Source organism: Bradyrhizobium sp. GW821-FHT13H05, assembly GCF_058804065.1.
In genome coordinates, this window is sequence record NZ_JBXAPO010000001.1 from 490,645 (window position 1) to 510,124 (window position 19,480).

Consider the following 19,480-nt stretch of genomic DNA (forward strand, 5'->3'; position numbering starts at 1 on the left):
TTCTGAACCACGCTTACGCGATTCGGATTAATCTGTCGTCGATAAAGGGCTTGTCACTATGATCCTGAATACAGCTTGTTCCTCCTCGACAATCCCCACCATCGTGCGATCGGCGATTGAATGGAAGCAGTCGCACAAAGGCCCCTATTAGTTAGCCGAAGCGTAACCCACTTCGTCTTATGGTCCCTAGCAGTCGCAGGTTAAGCTTAGCTAGGCCCGCCCGACGCACTACGCACCGACCAAGCCTCACTTCCCCGCCACGAAATAAAAATCCTCGCGGCCCGGCGGCGAGCCGTAGGTGAACGGCTGCTGCTCGTGCTTGGTGGCGGACCAGACGTCGTCGCGGATGATGTCGAACAGTTTCCTGATCTCGACCTTCGGCTCCTTGATCTCGCGGGCGAGCGCGGTGGCGAACGGGCTGTCGGCGCCGCCGTCGCCGTCTCGCCATGCTTGGCGGCGTAGACCACCATGAAGCCTGCGCCGGGCTCGATGTTGGAAAAGCCCTTGTCGACCAGCTTGAGCGACAGCGTGTGCTGCATCGTCGGCGCAAACGGATTGTCGCGGCACGCATCCAGCATCACCAGACGCACTTTTCTCGCAGCGCCGACCGCTGCGATCACCTGCTCCAGGGCGACGGCCTGGGCCTCGGCATCCCGGTCGGCGGCAAGCTTGGCATCGACTGGAACGAGATAATTCACGCCGCCGATCTCGAAACCGTGGCCGGCGTAATAGACCACCGCCCAATCGGCCTTCTCGGCTTCGTCGGCGAAGGCCTTCAGCGCTTCGAAGAACTTGTCGCGGGTGAGGTCACTGACGGAGATCACGGTCTGGAAACCGATATCCTTCAGCACGTTTGCGACCAGTTTCGCGTCGCGCGGCGGATTGGGCAGAGCGTGCACGTTCTTGTAGGCGCCGTTGCCGACCACCAGCGCGACGCGGCGGCCGGTGGCGCCAGCCGGTGCCTGCGGCGTCAGCGCGGCGAGCCGCTCCTGCGCGATGGCGCGGGCGCGCGCGACGTCGAGCTCGTCGAACTTCGTCAGCGAATAGGCCGCGGCGCGGTAGTCAGCACGCGCCTGGGCGAGATCTTTCTTCCGCTCGTAGATCTGGCCGCGGCCAGAATGGGCCCGGACATTGTTCGGGTTGATCTGGATGGCCGTGTTGTAGTCCTTCAGCGCGGCATCGCGGTCGCCCTTCATCATGCTGACATCGGCGCGATTGTTGATCGCGTAGACGTTTTTCGGCTGCTTCTCGATCAGCCCGTTGCAGTCGGCAAAGGCCTGGTCGAACTTGCCCATCAGGCCCCAGGTGATGCAGCGGTTGCCGGCGATCTGCTGCGCGGCCGGATCGATCTTCTCGGCCTCGGCGAAATCGGCGATCGCGCCGTCATAGTTCTTCATCAGCGTGCGCACGCGGGCACGGTTGGTCCAGCCGAGCAGGAATTTGGGCGTGTACTTGATCGACAGGTTGAAGTCGTCGAGCGCGCTTTGCAGCGCGCCCCGGCGCAGCTGGATGACACCGCGATTGTTGTAGGGGACGCCGTAGGTCGGACGCTTCTGGAGCGCGAGGTTGTAGTCGGCCATCGCGAGGTCGTCCTGACCCTTGCGCTCATAGGCGAGGCCGCGGAGATTGAGCGTCACGACGTTGTCGGGATCGAGGTCGACGGCCGTGGACAGGGTTTCGATCGCGTGGGCGTAGTCGCGCTTGTTGATCAGGGTGTTGCCGCGCACGGTGAGCGCGATCGCCTTGTCCTTGCCGGTGACACGGTCGGCGTTGAGCAGATTGTCGCAGGCCGTGGCGCGGGCCTGTAGCTCGGCCTGGCGGTCGCGGCAAATGGCGAGATCGTCACCGGGTTGGGGCTCGGCCGCTGCGGTCGCGGCGGCGGAGACCAGGATGACGAGGGTCAGGGAAACGACGCGCAGCATGTGTCAGGTCAGCTCCAGCCACCACTTTTTAAGTCGATCGGCGATCGCGCGGGTTCATCTATTGCCTGAGCATGATGTTTGCGCAAAACCGCTTTACACTTTTGCGGTTCATGCTCTTAGCGCGGAGTTCCTCACCCCGCCAAGCCGGGCCGTCTCAAGCCACGCTTTTCACAGACTCGTGTCCGTCCGAGCGTAACAAACGGTGGCTCGACCCGTATCTCAGGTGACCGAAAATGCGGCCGGGCAGGCTGTTCGCCCGGCGCCAACCGACCTAGAGTGTCAAACCTTCCGGAAAGAGGCTCCGCCATGCGCCGTCCCGCCCTTCTGACTCTGCTCGCCGCCACCACCACGGCCCTGACCCTGGCCTTTGCCGTGCCGTCCCGGGCCGCCGAGGAGGCGGTCGTGATCCCCGCCCCGACCATGGACGCGGCGCCGGCGAGCGGCATCCAGACTGCCGTGATCGCCGGCGGCTGCTTCTGGGGCGTGCAGGGCGTGTTTCAGCACACCGCTGGTGTTGTCAATGCGGTGTCCGGCTACGCCGGCGGCACCAAGGCGACCGCCGACTACCAGACCGTCTCGGGTGGCCGGACCGGCCATGCGGAATCGGTCGAGATCAAGTACGACCCGAAGAAGATCTCCTATGGAAAGATCCTCCAGATCTACTTCTCGGTGGCGCACGACCCGACCCAGCTCAATCGCCAGGGTCCCGATGTCGGCACGCAATATCGCTCGGCGATCTTCACCACCTCCGACGAGCAGAAGCAGGTGGCGGAGGCCTATATCGCCCAGCTCAACGGCGCCAAGGTGTTCGGCAAGCCGATCGTGACCAAGGTCGGCGCGCTGGAGGCGTTCTATCCGGCGGAGGGCTATCACCAGGACTATCTGACCCTGCACCCGAACCAGCCCTACATCGCCTATAACGACCTGCCCAAGGTCGAGAACCTGAAAAAACTGTTCGCGGATAACTACATTGAAAAGCCGACGCTGGTGAATGCCAGCAAGGCCACCAACTGATCGCGAGATCACAGAAGAAACGGGAGATCCATGCCCGATACCAAGACGAAAACCACCGACGACAAGGTCATCAAGAGCGAAGAGCAGTGGCGCAGCGAGCTGTCGCCGATGCAGTACGCGGTGCTGCGCGAGAAGGCGACCGAGCGTCCCTTCTCCGGCGAGTATGAACACGATCACCGCGCCGGCACCTATGTCTGCGCCGGCTGCGGCAATGTGCTGTTCGAATCCGACGCCAAGTTCGATTCCGGCTGCGGCTGGCCGAGCTTCACCGCGCCGGCGATCGACAGCCATGTCGACGAGGAGCGGGATGTCAGCCACGGCATGATCCGCACCGAGGTGCTCTGCTCCAAGTGCAGCGGCCATCTCGGTCATGTCTTCCCCGACGGCCCCGGGCCGACGGGCCTGCGCTACTGCATCAACTCGGCGGCGCTGAAGCTCGAGCCGAAATAAATATTCGAGTAGACTTGGCGGGCCGCCCGGTTCCGACATGGAACCGGGCGGCCCGATGTGCTTTTCTCTCGTAGCGGTGTGGCCGATGAGCGTAGTCCGGCGGCCGCCAGGGAGGACGCCAATGTCACTCGGGACCATCCTGATCATCCTGGTGATCATCTACCTGCTGGGCGGCATGTCCGGCCGGATCGGCGGCTATGGCTACGGCATGGGCCATTCCGGCATGGGGATCGGCGGCCTTGTGCTGGTGGTGCTGATCGTCCTGCTGCTTCTCGGCAAACTATAAACCATATAACGCATTGAAATTGCTTATCTTATGGCGCCTGCGGGGCTGCCATGCGCGGATTCATCATCTCCCATCGCAGGGGTCGCAATTTTGTCAAAACGGCCTATATTAGAGAGCGAAAATGACATGTGCGGCGGGCCCACACGATCGTGGCCTCCACCGCCCCAAACCCCACGCGCTTAAAGCCCCAGAGAAGATCACGAGGTCTTTGACCATGCGTCCACTGCGTCCGTTCAACTTCAACACTTCCGCCGAACTCTTCCCCGCTGCGATCCGCAAGAAGAAGCGTGCAGGCTTCACCTATCGCCGGTTCGGCACCGCGGCCGAAGCCGTACAGTTCGCGATGGAGCAGTTGCCGACGGATTCGCTGAACGGCGCCTATCTCCAGGTCGAGGAAGCGCGCTTCGACCAGAACGGCATCCGCTCGCTCTACGAGAGCGAAGCCTTCCCGCTGCCCCGCCACCGCAAGCCCGAGCCTGCGGCCGCGGAGACCGACGCCGACGCGGCGTAAGCTTTCGCAAAACTCCGATGTGCGCACAAAGCGCGATGGCCGAAAGGCTGTCGCGCTTTTTGCGTTTTGGGCGGTGCTCTTTCCTCCCCCTCTCCCCGCTTGCGGGGAGAGGGTCGGGGTGAGGGGGAGTCTCCGCAGGGACGGCAGCAATTGGATTCGCGGAGACTCCCCCTCACCCGGAATCCGCGCTTCGCGCGCATTCCGGCCTCTCCCCGCAGGCGGGGAGAGGCGAAGGAAGAGCCGCCGCGCTACATCCGCGGCTGCTTGTCGAGCCAGCGGCGCAACAGGCGCACGTTGCGCATGTTGGCGCGGAACATGACGTCGAAGGCGTCGCCCGCGAACGGCACGATGCCGACCACGCCGTCGACCGCGACATTGCCGAGCATGCGCGCGGTGATGTACCAGGGCGCCCCCAGCGCCCGCGCCTCGCGCACCAGCCACAGCGAGATCGCGGTGGTGATGATGTCGCCGACCACGGGGATCAGCCCGATCAGCCCGTCGATGCCGTAGCGGATGTTGGTGCCGGGCAGGACGAAGGCGACGTCGAGCAGTTTTGCGATCGCCTCGATCCGCGCGATCCGCTGCTCGCGCGTCAGATTGCCGAACGGATTGCCAGCGAACTGACCGTCCTTGCCGAACTCGAAACGAAACTCGCGAAAACCCTGCTCCAGCGTCTCGGGCCGGATCTCCTGGCCGTCCTGGTCGATGATCGGCCCGCGCGCCTCGGGGCCTGAAAAGGTCGCGCGCGAACGGCTCCCGGACCCGGATTTGCGTGGAACAATGATATCGTCGTCGGACATGGTCATGGCCTGAAAGAAACTCACCAACGCTGCGGAGGTTGCTGTGCTGCGCCCGAACGTCGCGCGGTCAGGTCGGGGCCGCCGCTGGTTGCGGCTCCTCGACATATCTATGCACGAGCCAGGAGGAAATCACCGACGGCACGAAGCCGACGAGGCCGTAGAGGATGAATTGAATCGCGCCCGAATCCGGCCCGCGCGAGCTGTAGGTCAGCGAGGCCAGGACGAAGGCGAACAGACCGACCAGCAGCATCCGCAGCACCGGACCGATCCGGCGGACGTGGATCAGGATGTCGTCGACCGCGCCGATCATCAGCGAGGGCAGGAAGCCGAACAGATAGCTGTATTGCAGCGACTTGAAGAACACCGAGAACAGCTTGCCGACCTCGCCGAGATTGGTCTGGGCCCAGTAGCCGGACTGATAGGTCGTCGTCAGCAGCAGCAGGAACCCGCCCACGAACGGGCCGACCAGCGCGAACACCAGATAGCGTTTCATCAAACACCCTCACATATCGGCTGATTTATAGCAGCGCGGCGGGAAGCTTGGATAGCGGGTTCCGAGGTCGGACCTGCCGTTTCGGGAACGTCTGGCAAATCGGCGAGTTCTCAGGGGACTGCAAATTCTTGCCTGTATCAGCACGATTGGACCCAATGATGCGTAATACAACCCTGCTTCTCGCAGCGGTCGCGTTGACCGCCGTCACCTCGAGCGTCTCCGCTTTCGCACAAGGCCACATGGGCACGCCACAGGAACAGAACGCCTGCTCGCGGGATGCGTCGCGCTTCTGCCGCAAGGACCTCGGCAATGACGGCGCCGTGCAGGGCTGCCTGCAAGCCAACCGGTCCAAGCTTTCCAAGTCTTGCAGCAAGGTGTTCGAGAGCCACGGAATGTAAGATTGAAATGCAAGTGCCTCCGGATTTTGCGTGACGTCCGCGCAACAATCGCGAATTCATTCGCGCCGCCCATTGCAGCTCTTTGACAATGGCGCATACTTCACTCGGGCGGCGCAGCACTTTCCGATTCGAACATCAAGAAATCGAGCGACCACATGCGGGATCGAGGTCTGGCATGAAGGCTGCGACGTGCGGCAGATCAAGCCGTGTGCGGCGCCCCAAAATCAAGTGGCTCAAGCCCACCCAACTCGGGGACGCATTTCGCATGTCAATCTACCGGACGACCGCAACTCTCTTCAAAACCACCGTTTCGCTGTTGGCCCTCGCGACCACCGCCATCGCCGTCCAGACATCGCCGGGCCTCGCCTTCTCGTCCGAAGCGCAGCAGATGTGCTCGGGCGACGCGATGCGGCTGTGCTCCAGTGAAATCCCCGACATCCCCCGGATCACCGCCTGCATGGTGCGGAAGAAAGCAGAGGTCAGCCCTGGCTGCCGCGCCGTGATGGACCGCGAGCACGCAGCCGCCACGGGCGCATCGCGCAAGCGGGAAGCCGCGGCGCAGTAGGAGAAAGTCGCGGCGCCTCTCTCCGCCGTCATTGCGAGGAGCGCTTGCGACGAAGCAATCCAGACTGCCTCCTCAGAAAGTTTCTGGATTGCTTCGCTACGCTCGCAATGACGGAGTGTGTGGCAGCGCCTGAGGCCGAAATCTCTCGGAGCGAAGCCTAATCGCCCCACTGCGCGAACGCGTCGTTGAAGGCGCGCTCGCCGGGGGCGCCCTTCTCGATGGCGATGATGGCGCGGCGCTGGTTGGCGTAGACCAGGGGCACGTCGAACCACGAGCGCTCCTTCAGGAGCTGGACGTTGCGGGCACGGTCAGCATCGACATTGGAGAGGCCGACCAGGAAGAAGCCGTCGGTGACCTTGACCGCGAGCCCCGCGAGCGGCGTGCCGCGCGCCTGCTCGTTCGACTTCATCAGGATGCCGGGCACGTTGGAGACGCCGCCGCCCGAAAAATCCGGCGGCAGGACGAAGGTCAATTCGGCCGTGTGGCTCGCCGGCAGCGAGGAGTCCGTATTGCGGCGGAACGACATCGTCATCTTGAACTTGCGATCGGGGATCTCGATGTCGGCGCGCACGGCAACGTCGGCCTTCTGGTTGCCCGACGCCTTGATCGGCTCGAGCCGCCACACCACCGAGCCGACATATTGCTTGCCCTTCGGATCGGACGGATCCTCGTCATAGAGCACGACCTTCTGCGCCACCGGCGCGACCGGCTGGTCGCTCGCCGAGGGCTGGCCGACGCGATCGGGAATCTTCGGCTTGCTCTGCGGCTGCGACGGATCCTTCGGCGCCTCCGCCACCTGGGTCGGCGACGACTTGAACAGGCTGCTCGCGGTCTGGACCAGCTGCTTGCCCCAGAGGATGCCGGCACCGACCAGGATCAGCACGATGCCGATGGCGATCGCGCTCTTGAACGGGAAGATGGAGCCGGTGCGGGCGCGCTTCTTGGCCTCGCGCTCGGGCGCGATGCGCGGACGCGGCGATGGCGCCTGCGGCGTGTAGCGCTCGGCCTCCTCGATCGACTCGTCATAGGAATAGGGCGCATCGCCCTCGCCGACACGGTTTTCCAGGCTCGGCTCGAGCCGGTCGAATTCCGGCGAGGGCGAGGGCACGTTGGCATAGGTGCGGCGCGCGGCACGGTTGGCTTGCGCGGCGGCGCCGCCGAGATCATTGGCATCGGCCGTGATGTCGCGGAAGCCGCGCACACCCGGGGCCGGCGGCAGCGCCGGCGGCGGTCCGATGTCGGGCGGACGGCGCCCGCCTTGACGATCACCTTGGCGATCGCGTCCGGCCGGTGGAGGAGCCGGCGGCTCCGGCATCGGCGGCGCGGACGGACCGGGCTGGCGCGGCGCGTCGAAACGCAGCGCCCGCGGCGGACGCTGGGCATCGCCCTGGTCATCGACGTTGAAGGACGGGCGGTCGGCGCGCGGCGGTGTCGGCGCCGGACGGGTACGGGGCGGACCAGCCGGAGGGGCCGCAGCCGGGTTGCCTTCGGCGGCGCGGGTGCTGGCCCGGCGGAACGCATCGCCGCTGCCACTGCTGCGGGGAGCGCCACCCGGGCGCGAGGCGTCGCGGGCGCGCTGGGCGGCCTCCGATTCGACCTTGCGGACGGCCTCTTCCAGCGACAGCCGTTCGCGGGTGATCTCGGATTCGGAGAGCGGCGGCTGCACGCTGCGGAGCTGCGCGATCAGCGCCGTGCGCGCCCGCTCATAGAGCGCGCGACGGCTTTCGCCGGGAGCGTTGGGGTCCAGGGCGGCAATAGCGCGGGCGATCAGCGGATAGTAATCAGCCATTTCTACTCAATTATACGCGCGTCCCGGTAAGATATCGTTAAGCCTCAAACGGATTTTGCACCAGAATAGTATCCTCGCGTTCGGGGCTGGTGGAAAGCAGCGCGACCGGGCACCCCACCAATTCCTCGATCCGGCGGACATATTTGATGGCCTGGGCCGGCAGCTGCGCCCAGGATCGCGCGTTTGCGGTCGGCTCCTTCCAGCCCTCGATGGTCTCCCAGATCGGCTCGACCCGGGCCTGGGCACCCTCGCCGGCCGGGAAATAATCGATCTCCTTGCCGTCGAGCTTGTAGCCGACGCAGACCTCGATCGAATCGAAGCCGTCGAGGATGTCGAGCTTGGTCAGCGCGAGGCCATTGATGCCACAGGTCCGCACGGTTTGACGGACCAGCACGGCGTCGAACCAGCCGCAGCGGCGCTTGCGTCCGGTATTGACCCCGAACTCGCGACCGCGACGCCCGATCTCTTCGCCGATCTCGTTCAGAAGCTCGGTCGGAAACGGCCCCTGGCCGACCCGGGTCGTATAGGCCTTGCAGATACCGAGCACGTAGCCGACCCCGCCCGGACCGATGCCCGTTCCGGTCGCGGCCTGCGCCGCCACCGTGTTCGACGAGGTGACGTAGGGATATGTGCCGTGGTCGACGTCGAGCAGCGCGCCCTGGGCGCCTTCGAACAGGATCCGCTTGCCCGCACGACGCTCGTTATCGAGCAAACGCCACACCGTCTCGGCATAGGGCAGCAGCTGTGGCGCCAGCGCGCTCAGTTCCTTCAGGATATCCTTGCCGTCGAACTCGGGCAGGTTGAGGCCGCGGCGCAATGCGTTGTGGTGAGCCAGCAGCCGGTCGATCTTGTGCGGCAGCGTGTCGAGGTCGGCGAGGTCCATCAGGCGGATGGCACGGCGGCCGACCTTGTCCTCGTAGGCCGGCCCGATGCCGCGACGGGTGGTGCCGATCGCGGTCGCCGAGTTGGAGGACTCGCGCAGCGCGTCGAGCTCGCGATGCAGCGGCAGGATCAGCGTGACGTTCTCCGCGACGCGCAGGTTCTCCGGGCTGACCGCCACGCCCTGTCCGCGCAGCCTGGCGACCTCGTCGAGGAAGGCCTGCGGATCGAACACGACGCCGTTGCCGATCACCGCCAGTTTCGACGGGCGCAGCACGCCTGAGGGCAGCAGCGCCAGCTTGTAGGTCTCGCCATTGATGACCAGCGTATGGCCGGCGTTGTGGCCGCCTTGGAAGCGCGCGACGATGTCCGCCTGCTCCGACAACCAGTCGACGATCTTGCCCTTCCCTTCGTCGCCCCACTGGGCGCCGACGACGACAACATTGGCCATTCGCGGGGATTCCCTTCGAAGATTTTAGATGCGCCCCGCCCAATCCGCGGCCGGGACCGCTCGCACGTGGGGCAGCCAACCGGATAACGGAAGCGGTCCCTCTAGGCAAGCAAGAACCGGGCTTTTTTCGGGGGCAACGCGCTATCCAAGCCCTTGATATCCCCTAAAAATCCGTCCGTTGGACAGGCTTTGCGGGCTCAGGACCGGATGCGGCCGTCAATGACTTCGATGGTGCGGTCGCAGCGCCGCGCCAGATCCATATTATGGGTCACCAGCAAAAAGCTCGTGCCGCTGTCGCGGTTGACCTGCCGCATCAGCTCGAACACGGCGTCGGCCGATTTGGTGTCGAGATTGCCGGTCGGCTCGTCCGCCAGCACGAGGTCGGGATTCATGGCGAGCGCGCGCGCCACCGCCACGCGCTGCTGCTGGCCGCCCGACATGTTGTTGGCGAGGTTGCCGGCGAATTTCTCCAGCCCGACCTGCGCCAGCAGCCGGTTCGCCCGCGCCTCGATCTCCGCGGATGGAAAGCCGCGATCGGCCAGCATCGGCATCATGACGTTCTCCCGCGCGGTGAAGGCCGAGATCAGGAGATGGTACTGGAACACGAAGCCGATGGTGTGGCCGCGCAGATGGGTGATCTCGGCGTCGCCGAGTGCAGCCGTGTCCTGTCCCTTGATCAGCAGGCCGCCGGAGGTTGGCCGGTCGAGCAAGCCGACGATGTTGAGCAGCGTGCTTTTGCCCGAACCGGACGGGCCGATCAGTGCCAGGAACTCGCCACGGTCGAGCTTGAGGTCGATACCGTGCAGCACCTCGGTTTCAGTCGGCAGGCCGACATTATAGGCTTTGCACACGTTTTCGAGGCGGAGGATTTCGCTAGCCACGGATCGCCACCACCGGATCGAGTTTGGCGGCCCGCACCGCCGGCGCCATTGCGGCGAGCAGGCCGGTGGCGGTGGCGAGCAACGCCGTGTAGATGAACAGGCTTCGCTCCAGAATCAGCGGAAACAATTCGGTGCCGTCGGCCTGGCGCGCGAGCGAGTGCCAATAGACCAGCGCGAACGCGCCCAAGGCCGCGCCGAACAGCGAGCCGACGAAGCCGAGCAGCCCGCCCTGCACCAGGAACACGCGCAGGACCTGGCCGCGTGACGTCCCCATCGCGCGCAGGATGCCGATGTCCTTGGAGCGCTGGATCACCGAGACCACCAGCACGGCCGCGATGCCGAACGCAACGGAGAGACCGACGAAAAGCCGGATCAGGGTGTTGGTGTTCTGCTGGGCCTGCACCGCAGTGAAGAATTGCGCGTTGGTCTTGATCCAGCTGTCGGCCTCGACCACGTTGGCGGCCTGGATGCGCTGGGCGATCTCCTCGGCCGCATAGATGTCGGAGACGGTCATGTCGATGGTGGTGATGCCGCCGATCATGCCGAGCAGCGATTGAGCGGTGCGCAGCGCGGCATAACAGATGCGCTGGTTGGCGCTCTTGTTACCGAGGTCGACGAGGCCGGCAACCGTGAGCACGCGCGTTGCGCCGGACGCTGCGCGAAGGTTGAGCTTGTCGCCGACGGTGGCTCCCAGATCCTTCGCGAGCTCGATGCCGATGATGATGTCCTCGCTGGTCAGGCGAGGCTCGCCGGCGACGATATAGTCGGGCACCTTGACGATCTTGAAGTAGGAGTCCGGCTCGACGCCCGACAGATTCACCGAGCGGCTGGCATCGCCGCGCACCGCCAGCACCGAGCCGAGAATCGTCGGCGATACCGCGACGACCTCGGACATCGCCTGCATCTGGCTCCTGATCTTCGGCCATTGATCAATCGAGATCACCCGCTGGCTCGGACGCTGCACCACCGCGTCCTCGATCTCGCCCGCGCCGTTGCGCAGCGGGCGCGCGACCTGATCGGGCGCGAGCAGTTGGATCTGCGGCTGCGAGGTCAACACGCGCTTGATGAAATTGGCCTGCAGCCCCGCCAGCATCGCCGACATGAAGACGATGACGCCGACGCCGATCGAAATGCCGCCGATGATGAAGGCGGTCTGGAGCCGGCCTTCGCGCAGGAAGCGCACGGCCATGGTCCATTCAAAGGGCAGCCAGTGGTTCATTGCAGCACGGGCCGCACGCGCTGGCCGGTCAGAACGCCGGAACTCTGCGGGATCGCGACATCGCCGACGACCAGGCCGTCGGTGACCTCGACATGGCTGTTGCCGTGCAGGCCGATCCGCACCGGCCGCTGGCTGGCGCGGCCGTCCTTGATGCCGAGCACCCAGGGAGCGCCCGACAGGGCGTCATGCACCGAGCGCAGCGGCAGGACCAGTGCATCGTTCTTTGCGGCGACTTCGATATCCACCGAGACCGTCATGTCCTGGCGCAGATAGTCCGGGGCATCGGCGACCGTCAGCTTGACCTCGACCGAGGCACGGGAAATGTCGACGCCGGGGTTGATGTAGGTGATCACGGCGGCAAAGCGCCGGTCCGGATAGGCGTCCGCCGAGGCGAGCGCCTTCTGCCCGAGCGCGATCTTGCCGAGATTGCGCTCGTCGATCTGCAGCACGAGTTGCACGTCGCCGGCCGGCGCCAGCACCAGCAGCGTCTTGCCCGGCTGCACCACGGTGCCGCGCTCGACGCTGCGCGTGATCAGGACGCCGTCGCGGGGCGCCGCGATCGTCGCGTAGCCGAGGCGGGATTCGGCGGTGTCGAGATTGGCGCGCGCCTGGTTGAGCAGGGTCTGCGCCATCACATAGTCGCTGCCGCCGGGACTTGCGGTATAGACCTGGAATTCCGCCGAGCGCATCTGGGCGCGGGCGACGTCGAGCGTTTTCTGCGCATCATCGAGGGCGGCGCGCGTCGCATAGCCGTTGTGCTCGAGCTGCGCCGTGCGGTCATAGGTCTGCTGGGCGTTGAGCTGGGTCGCCTTGGCCTGGGTCAACGCCTCGTTGGCCGAAGGCAGCGTCAATTCCTGGAGCTGCCTGATGCGTGCCTCGGCCTGGGCCACCGCACCTTGCGCCTGCACCACGCTCGCTTTCAGCTCGCGCGCCTCCAGCGAGATCAGAGGCTGTCCCTTGGTGACCTTCTCGCCCTGCTGCACCAGCACCTCCTGCACCGTGCCGGTGAGCTGGCTGCCGATCTCGACCCGGAACGGCGTCTCGACATGGCCGCTTGCCACCACCGTCTCGATCAGGCGACCGCTCTTGGCCTGATCGACCACGACGGCGGGCCCGAGGATCGTGCGCACCCCTTGCCAGGCGCCAAGGCCGAGCAGAGCGACGACGGTGAGAATGAACCATTTGTGACTGAGAAATCCCGACCACAGCGCGGCCAACGAGAACCGGCTCTTGTGCTGTGGCAGGACCATTGCTTGCTCGACCATACCGGTGAAGCTAGCGCGCTCTCAGCAGTCCGGATTGCGGCAGGTCAACACGGTACGCCGAATTTAGAGGCACTTGGCCCGGCAAGATGCCTTGAAACGGGAGCCTCGCTTGCCGGACAGTCCAGCGCACGCCGACAACCAGTTCTGGCGTCTTTCATCCGACTTGCTTTGCAAGCAATTGGGCTGCGGGCCGACGGGCCTGGCCGCGACCGAGGCTGCCGCACGCCTCGACCACTTCGGGCCGAACAGCGACGCGCCGCCCCGCGTCGAGGGCGCGATGCGGGCGATCCTGCGCCGGCTGCTGGAACCCCTGTCGCTGATCCTGCTGGTTGCCGGCATCGTCTCGATGCTCACCGGCGACGAGATCGGCGGTCTCATCATCGTCCTGATCCTGACGCTCTCGATCGGGCTCGACACGATTCAGGAGGGCCACGCGATCCGCGCCGCGGAGATCCTCCGCCGCTCGGTGGCGCTGAAGGCCGAGGTCAAGCGCGACGGAGCATTCGGCCAGATCGACGTCGAGCAGGTCGTCCCCGGCGATATCCTGCGCGTCCGCGCCGGCGACATCATCCCGGCGGATGCGCTGATCCTTCAGTGCACCGCCTTCACCGCCGGCGAGGCAGCGCTCACCGGCGAGCCCTATCCGGTGCAGAAGCGCGCCGGACCATGCGCCGAACCCGACGACACGTCGAATGCGCTGTTTCGCGGCGCGGTGGCGCAGACCGGGGAGGCGATCGCGCTCGTCGTGCACACCGGGCGCGACACGGTGTTCGGGGCGGCCGCGTCCGCATTGGCCGAGGCCCAGACGCCCTCGCCGTTCGAGCGCGATCTGCGCGAATTCGGCCTCGTGATCGCGCGCGCCACGCTCGCGCTGGTGCTGGTCGTGCTCACCGTCCGCGTGGTGTTCGGCCGTCCCGTGATGGACTCGCTGTTGTTTGCCGTCGCGCTCGCGGTCGGGCTGACGCCGGAGCTGCTGCCGATGATCACCACCGTGACGCTGTCGCGCGGCGCGCTGCGCATGGCCGGCCGCAAGGTGATCGTGAAGCGCCTCGCGGCGATCCACGATCTCGGCGCCATGACCATCCTGTGCACGGACAAGACGGGCACGCTGACCTCGGCCGAGATCACGCTCGCCAGATGTCTCGACGCCGAGGGCAAGGACGACGCCCGCGCCGCGCGGCTCGGTGCCATCGCCGCAGAACTCGGCGGGGATCGCGGCTCGCTCGATGCCGCGCTGGTTGCCGGCCAGTCCGACGCCGCACAAGGCTGGTCGCTTGCCGGCCGGCAGGCGTTCGATTTTTCGCGCCGGCTGGGATCGGTGCTCGCAACCGGTCCCGAAGGCGCACTGCTGATCGTCAAGGGCGCGCCGGAGACGGTGCTCGAATTGTGCACGACGCAGCGCAGCGGCGCGATGGACGACGATGCCCGAGCCGCCGCAATGGCGCGCGTGCATCAGCTCGCAGCAGAGGGGCTGCGCTGCATCGCCATCGCTTCACGCCCCTGGACCGGCGCAACGCGCGAGGTCGAAACCGAGGACGAGATCGACCTCGTCTTCGAGGGTCTTTGCGCCTTCGCCGACCCGCCGAAGCCGACAGCCGCGGCCGCCATCGCCCGGCTCGCTTCGAGCGGCATCACGCTGAAAATCCTGTCAGGCGACGATCCCGTGGTGGTGAAGCGGCTCGCGGGCCTGGTCGGACTGAATGCCGACCGCGTGCTGTCGGGCGCCGACATTGCCGCGCTCAGCGACGAGGCGCTCGCCGTGCAGGTGCGCTCCATTGATGCGTTCGGCCGCCTCGCGCCGGACCAGAAGTCGCGCATCGTGAAGGCGCTCCAGGCCGGCGGCGAGGTGGTCGGCTTCCTCGGCGACGGCATCAACGACGCACCGGCCTTGAAAGTTGCCGATGTCGGATTGTCGGTCGAAGGCGCGAGCGGCGTGGCGCAGGCCGCCGCCGACATCATCCTGCTCGCCTCCGACCTCGAAGTCGTCGCCGACGGCGTCGAGGAAGGACGGCGCACCTTCGCGAACATCCTCAAATATGTCCGCATGGGCGCGAGCTCGAATTTCGGCAACATGCTGTCGATGGCGATCGCCTCCATCGCACTGCCGTTCCTGCCGATGCTGCCGACGCAGATCCTGCTCAACAATCTGCTCTACGACCTTTCCGAGCTGGGCATCCCTTTCGACCAGGTTTCGCCTGCCGCGACCGCACGGCCACAGGTGTGGAGCATGAGGCGGCTGGCGCGCTTCGCTGCGATCATGGGGCCGCTGTCGTCGGTGTTCGACTTCCTGACCTTTGGCGCCCTGCTGTATCTGTTCAAGGCCTCACCGGAGGAATTCCGGACCGCCTGGTTCATCGAATCCATGGCGACCCAGATCCTGGTCATCTTCATCATCCGAACCAATGGGCGGCCGTGGCGCAACTGGCCGGATCCGTTGCTGTCCGCCTCCTCGCTGGTCGCCTTGCTGGTCGCGATGGTGGTGCCGTTCACGCCCGTCGGTGGCTGGTTCGGCTTCGTCACACCGCCACCGATCATGATGGCCGGCATCGCGCTGCTCGTCGTCGTCTATCTCGCCTGCGCCGAACTGCTGAAGCCGCTTGCGATCCGCAGCGGACGCAAGGACTAAAGGTTCCTGCCGTATCGCCCGCGCATGGAGGCGATGCGCCTCGCCCCATTGATATCGGGCACATTTCCGTGTCTCTGGGCTGCGCCGGGCTATCAGCCGGCCCTGATATCGCAGGGCCGGGGCCTCGGCGCATGACGCGGGGCCATAACAATCACAATGTCCGCCACCGGCCAGACCACGAGCACCGAGACATCCGGCCACAGCTGGATCGCCAATCAGCCTTATCTCCTGCTCAGCATCACTGCGCTGTGCTGGGCCGGCAACGCCATCGTCGGGCGGCTCGCCGCCGGCCACATTCCGCCGGTGACGCTGTCGTTCCTGCGCTGGTTCTTCGCCTTCCTGCTGGTGCTGCCGTTCGCCTGGAAACATCTTGCGCAGGACTGGCCCGCGATCCGCAGCAAGCTCGGCCTGATGATCACGCTCTCGATCACCGGCATCGGCGCCTTCAACACGCTGCAATACTGGGCGCTGGAGCATACCCAGGCGCTCAACACGCTGCTGCTCCAGTCGGCCGCGCCGCTGCTGGTGGCGCTGTGGTCGCTGGTCATCCTCGGCATCAGGCTCACCGCGGCGCAGGCCTTCGGCGTGCTGCTGTCGATGTGCGGCGTGCTGACCATCCTGCTGCATGGCGACTTCACCACGCTGTCGAACATCGAGTTCAACAAGGGCGACCTCATCTTCATCGTCGCGCTGCTGATCTTCGCGCTCTATTCGGTGCTGAGCCTGAAGCGGCCGGCGATGCACGGCCTGTCGTTCCTCGCCTTCACCTTCGGCGCCGGCGCTGCCTGTCTCATTCCGCTGGAGATCTGGGAACTGTACGCGCGGCCGGTGATGAAGCTCGACGGGCCGAACCTGCTCACCCTGTTCTATGTCGCGGTGTTCCCCTCGACGCTTGCCTATCTCTGCTTCAATCGCGGCGTCCGCCTGATCGGCGCCAACCGCACCGCGCCGTTCTTCCACGTGGTGCCGGTGTTCGGCTCGATCATGGCGCTGGTGTTCCTGGGTGAACGCCCGCAAGCCTTCCACTTCATCGGCTTTGCGCTGGTGCTGGCGGGCGTGTTCGCAGCGTCGCGGAAGCAGGCGGGATGATTCCTTCTCCCCTTGTGGGAGAAGGTGGCGCGAAGCGCCGGATGAGGGGTTGTCTCCACGAATAGCAATGCGAGAGATGTGCTCGCGGAGAGAACCCCTCACCCGTCTCGCCGCTATCGCGGCGAGCCACCCTCTCCCACAAGGGGAGAGGGGAAGAGCTCACGCGATGGCGGATTGAACGTCAGCCCGTCTTGAACTTGCTGTAGGCCTCGCTGGTCGCGATGATCACATGCTCGGCACAGCCATTGACGCGGTGCGGGTCGGCTTCGCGCTCGTAGGACTCTGACGTCATCATGTCGAGAAAAGCCGCCACCGTGGGATAATAGACCAGCGCGACAAAATCCCAGTCATTGCCTGCGTGCGGGCCGAGGGCGATCGCCTTGGCGTCGCCGGTCCAGAGCAGCGTGCCGCCGCGCGCCTTGATCATCGGCACCGTGATGGCGCTGTAACGCAAATAAGCATCCCAGCCGGACCCGTCGCCGTCGCGCGAGCGCGCGTGGAAACGCATCAGATTCAGCATCACCACGGGCGCATTCCGGTCGAGCCCTTCCAGGCCCTCGATGTTCAACATATTGACCGCCAATGGCGCCTCCTCTGCCCATGCCTGCATTGTAGCATTGCGGTCGCGTGACTTGTGTGCCGACGGCAATCGGGCGCAAGGTTGTATCCGACGCCAATGACGATCGCTTCGCCCGCGCCACGGCCCTCGAATCCGGCCAGTTGGCTCAACAACCAGCCTTATCTGCTGCTCAGCCTGAGCTCGCTGTTCTGGGCGGCCAATATCGTGCTTGCGCGCCATGTCGGCGCGCATGTGCCGCCGCTGACGGTGACCACGATCCGCTGGTTCGGCGTGTTCCTGATCCTGCTGCCGTTCTCGTGGCCACATTTGAAGCGCGACTGGCCGGCTCTGCGCCAGAGCCTGCCCTTGATGCTGTTCCTGTCGCTGGTCGGCTTTGCCTTCAACAACGCGATCTCCTACTGGGCGCTGCAATACACCGAGGCGCTGAACGCGCTGCTGATCCAGTCGGCCGGCCCGCTGTTCGTGGCGCTGTGGTCGCTGGTGCTGTTCGGCGTGCGGCTGACGCGCGGACAGCTCGCCGGCATCGCGATCTCGCTGCTCGGCGTACTGATCATCATCCTGCGCGGCGATCTCGCGGCGCTGGCGAGCATCAGCTTCAACAGGGGCGACCTCATGTTCGCCTCCTCGCTGGTGGCGTTCGGGATCTACTCGGCCTTCATCCCGCGCCGGCCAAAGGTTCATCAGCTCTCGTTTCTCTCCTTCACCACCTGCTGTGGCGCGATCATGCTGCTGCCCACGGCCTTCTGGGAAGCCTGGAACGGCAAAGTCCTGCAATTCGATACGGTGACGCTGGCAACGCTCGGCTACATCCTGATCTTCCCCTCGACGCTCGCCTATCTCTTCTTCAACCGCGGCGTGGCGCTGATCGGGCCGAACCGGGCCGCACCGTTCTTCCATCTGGTGCCGGTGTTCGGCTCGGCGATGGCGATCCTGCTGCTCGGCGAAAAGCTGCAGCCGTTTCACCTGATCGGCTACGCGCTGGTGCTCGCCGGCGTCGTGATCGCCTCACGCCAGGGCTCGGCGGCGACGTAATTCCGCGCGGCGGGCGCAGGTCTCGTGTCCCGGGCACAGCGCAGCACGCAGTGATGCGCTGCTGAAGAAGCGCTGCGCTGCGCCCGGGGCACGAGACAAACTCACACCTTCCGATTCCAGCGCAGAGAAGCTAGGTTCCCCGCCAACGAAAAAGAGGGAACGTCCACGCATGCTGTCATCACTGATCCGGGCCCTGCGCACCGCCGGCGCGGCCGCGCTCTGCCTTGCCGCCGCCTCCGCCGCGCAGGCCGACACCTGGCCGAGCCGCAACATCACGCTTGTGCTGCCGTTTGCGGCCGGCAGCGGCACCGACACCACGACGCGGCTGATCTCGCAGCATCTTGCGCAGGCGCTCGGCGTCGGCATCGTGATCGAGAACAAGGCCGGCGCCAACGGCATGATCGCCGCGACCTATGTCGCGCGCTCGGCACCCGACGGCTACACGCTGCTGGTGACGACCAACACCACACATTCGGCCAATCCCTATCTGCTCAAGAGCCTGACCTACGATCCGGTCAAGGATTTCACCCCGATCGCACGCACCGGCGATCTGCCCTTCATGCTGGTGATTCACCCCGACGTGCCGGCCAAGACCGTCAGCGAGCTCGTCGCCTACGGCAAGGCCAATCCGAGCAAGCTCAGCTACGCCTCGGGCTCGTCCTCGGCGATCGTGTCGGGCGCGACCTTCGCGCACAATGCCGGGCTCGATCTGCTGCACGTGCCCTACAAGAGCTCGCCGCCGGCGCTCAACGACGTCATGGGCGGCCGCGTCTCGATGATGTTCGTGGACATCCTGACCGGCCTGCCGCATGTCCAGGGCAACGCGCTGCGCGCGCTCGCCGTCACCACCAAGGACCGTTCCCCGCTGGTGCCGAACCTGCCCTCGATGCAGGAGGCCGGCGTGCCTGACTTCGACATCTCGTCATGGCAAGGCTATTTCGGCCCGGCCGGCATGCCGAAGGAGATCGTCACGCGGCTGAATGCCGAGATCAGGAAGATCGTCGAGAAGCCGGAGATCAAGGCGCAGCTTGCCACCCTCGGAATGGATGCGTTTTCCGGCACGCCGGAGCAGCTCGGCACGTTCGTGAACGAACAGCTGGTGCTGTGGGAGCGTCTGATCAAGGACGCAGGGATCGAAAAGCAGTAAACGATCTCGTGTCCCGGACGCGCTGCAGCGTGAAACGCTGCTGCGCTGAGCCGGGACCCAGACTGCCGCAAGCGTGGGCCCCG

Annotated in this window: 18 protein-coding genes and 1 pseudogene; 10 read left to right on the plus strand and 9 right to left on the minus strand. The window is 65.6% G+C overall.

Annotated elements, in window-relative coordinates; genetic code table 11:
- Positions 1 to 246: 246 nt before the first annotated feature.
- Positions 247 to 1,922: pseudogene (locus tag AC1RR3_RS02330) on the minus strand (tetratricopeptide repeat protein).
- A 306-nt stretch (positions 1,923 to 2,228) separates the two neighbouring features.
- Here AC1RR3_RS02330 and msrA point away from each other — a divergent pair.
- The 4 genes from msrA (at position 2,229) to AC1RR3_RS02350 (ending at position 4,183) form a co-directional block, all read left to right on the plus strand.
- Positions 2,229 to 2,936, plus strand: coding sequence for a peptide-methionine (S)-S-oxide reductase MsrA (gene msrA, locus AC1RR3_RS02335; protein ID WP_492818939.1), 708 nt, complete (start codon positions 2,229 to 2,231; stop codon positions 2,934 to 2,936).
- Positions 2,937 to 2,966: 30 nt separating this feature from the next.
- Positions 2,967 to 3,386: a peptide-methionine (R)-S-oxide reductase MsrB gene (gene msrB / locus AC1RR3_RS02340; RefSeq protein WP_492818941.1), complete on the plus strand. Its 420-nt coding sequence runs from the start codon at positions 2,967 to 2,969 to the stop codon at positions 3,384 to 3,386.
- A gap of 121 nt (positions 3,387 to 3,507) precedes the next feature.
- Positions 3,508 to 3,672, plus strand: coding sequence for a DUF3309 family protein (locus AC1RR3_RS02345; protein ID WP_492818943.1), 165 nt, complete (start codon positions 3,508 to 3,510; stop codon positions 3,670 to 3,672).
- 214 nt (positions 3,673 to 3,886) lie between these two features.
- Positions 3,887 to 4,183, plus strand: a complete 297-nt coding sequence (locus tag AC1RR3_RS02350; RefSeq protein ID WP_426423458.1) for a hypothetical protein — start codon at positions 3,887 to 3,889, stop codon at positions 4,181 to 4,183.
- 248 nt (positions 4,184 to 4,431) lie between these two features.
- On the opposite strand, the gene AC1RR3_RS02355 is transcribed toward AC1RR3_RS02350, so the two are convergent.
- Both AC1RR3_RS02355 and AC1RR3_RS02360 read right to left on the minus strand, forming a co-directional pair.
- A complete protein-coding gene (locus AC1RR3_RS02355) occupies positions 4,432 to 4,989 on the minus strand; it encodes a DUF4112 domain-containing protein (RefSeq protein ID WP_492818945.1) in 558 nt (185 codons plus the stop codon).
- A gap of 61 nt (positions 4,990 to 5,050) precedes the next feature.
- Positions 5,051 to 5,476 (minus strand): DUF5413 family protein, encoded by a 426-nt coding sequence (locus tag AC1RR3_RS02360; protein ID WP_008131217.1) that lies wholly within the window; start codon positions 5,474 to 5,476, stop codon positions 5,051 to 5,053.
- Positions 5,477 to 5,634: 158 nt separating this feature from the next.
- On the opposite strand from AC1RR3_RS02360, the gene AC1RR3_RS02365 reads away from it, so the two are divergent.
- Positions 5,635 to 5,874 carry a hypothetical protein gene (locus AC1RR3_RS02365; protein ID WP_492818948.1) on the plus strand — a complete coding sequence of 80 codons (240 nt, stop codon included), beginning with the start codon at positions 5,635 to 5,637 and terminating at the stop codon, positions 5,872 to 5,874.
- Positions 5,875 to 6,049: 175 nt separating this feature from the next.
- The gene (locus AC1RR3_RS02370) at positions 6,050 to 6,439 is read left to right on the plus strand and encodes a hypothetical protein (RefSeq protein WP_492818950.1); all 390 of its coding nucleotides are present in this window, start codon (positions 6,050 to 6,052) and stop codon (positions 6,437 to 6,439) included.
- Positions 6,440 to 6,596: 157 nt separating this feature from the next.
- On the opposite strand, the gene AC1RR3_RS02375 is transcribed toward AC1RR3_RS02370, so the two are convergent.
- The 5 genes from AC1RR3_RS02375 to AC1RR3_RS02395 all read right to left on the minus strand — a co-directional run bounded on the left by AC1RR3_RS02375 (position 6,597) and on the right by AC1RR3_RS02395 (position 12,908).
- Positions 6,597 to 8,228: a hypothetical protein gene (locus tag AC1RR3_RS02375; RefSeq protein WP_492818952.1), complete on the minus strand. Its 1,632-nt coding sequence runs from the start codon at positions 8,226 to 8,228 to the stop codon at positions 6,597 to 6,599.
- Between the two features lie 37 nt (positions 8,229 to 8,265).
- On the minus strand, positions 8,266 to 9,558 hold the full coding sequence (locus tag AC1RR3_RS02380; protein WP_492818954.1) for an adenylosuccinate synthase: 1,293 nt from the start codon (positions 9,556 to 9,558) through the stop codon (positions 8,266 to 8,268).
- 197 nt (positions 9,559 to 9,755) lie between these two features.
- The gene (locus tag AC1RR3_RS02385) at positions 9,756 to 10,439 is read right to left on the minus strand and encodes an ABC transporter ATP-binding protein (RefSeq protein ID WP_492818956.1); all 684 of its coding nucleotides are present in this window, start codon (positions 10,437 to 10,439) and stop codon (positions 9,756 to 9,758) included.
- Complete coding sequence (locus tag AC1RR3_RS02390) at positions 10,432 to 11,658, minus strand: ABC transporter permease (protein WP_492818958.1); 1,227 nt, start codon at positions 11,656 to 11,658, stop codon at positions 10,432 to 10,434. Before AC1RR3_RS02390 ends, AC1RR3_RS02385 begins: the two co-directional genes overlap by 8 nt.
- Entirely contained in the window at positions 11,655 to 12,908 is a 1,254-nt protein-coding gene (locus AC1RR3_RS02395) for an efflux RND transporter periplasmic adaptor subunit (RefSeq protein ID WP_492818960.1), read from the minus strand. The genes AC1RR3_RS02390 and AC1RR3_RS02395 overlap by 4 nt, the downstream gene beginning before the upstream one ends.
- A gap of 124 nt (positions 12,909 to 13,032) precedes the next feature.
- Between AC1RR3_RS02395 and mgtA the strand changes: the two genes are divergently transcribed.
- Positions 13,033 to 15,549: a magnesium-translocating P-type ATPase gene (mgtA, locus tag AC1RR3_RS02400; protein WP_492818962.1), complete on the plus strand. Its 2,517-nt coding sequence runs from the start codon at positions 13,033 to 13,035 to the stop codon at positions 15,547 to 15,549.
- A 156-nt stretch (positions 15,550 to 15,705) separates the two neighbouring features.
- Entirely contained in the window at positions 15,706 to 16,638 is a 933-nt protein-coding gene (locus tag AC1RR3_RS02405) for a DMT family transporter (protein WP_492818964.1), read from the plus strand.
- 181 nt (positions 16,639 to 16,819) lie between these two features.
- Here the strand turns inward: AC1RR3_RS02405 and AC1RR3_RS02410 are convergent, their stop codons facing one another.
- Positions 16,820 to 17,209, minus strand: a complete 390-nt coding sequence (locus AC1RR3_RS02410) for a DUF1330 domain-containing protein (protein WP_492819780.1) — start codon at positions 17,207 to 17,209, stop codon at positions 16,820 to 16,822.
- 105 nt (positions 17,210 to 17,314) lie between these two features.
- Here AC1RR3_RS02410 and AC1RR3_RS02415 point away from each other — a divergent pair, with 105 nt between their 5' ends.
- On the plus strand, positions 17,315 to 18,250 hold the full coding sequence (locus tag AC1RR3_RS02415; protein ID WP_492818966.1) for a DMT family transporter: 936 nt from the start codon (positions 17,315 to 17,317) through the stop codon (positions 18,248 to 18,250).
- Positions 18,251 to 18,419: 169 nt separating this feature from the next.
- Positions 18,420 to 19,397: a Bug family tripartite tricarboxylate transporter substrate binding protein gene (locus AC1RR3_RS02420; RefSeq protein WP_492818968.1), complete on the plus strand. Its 978-nt coding sequence runs from the start codon at positions 18,420 to 18,422 to the stop codon at positions 19,395 to 19,397.
- Positions 19,398 to 19,480 lie beyond the last annotated feature (83 nt).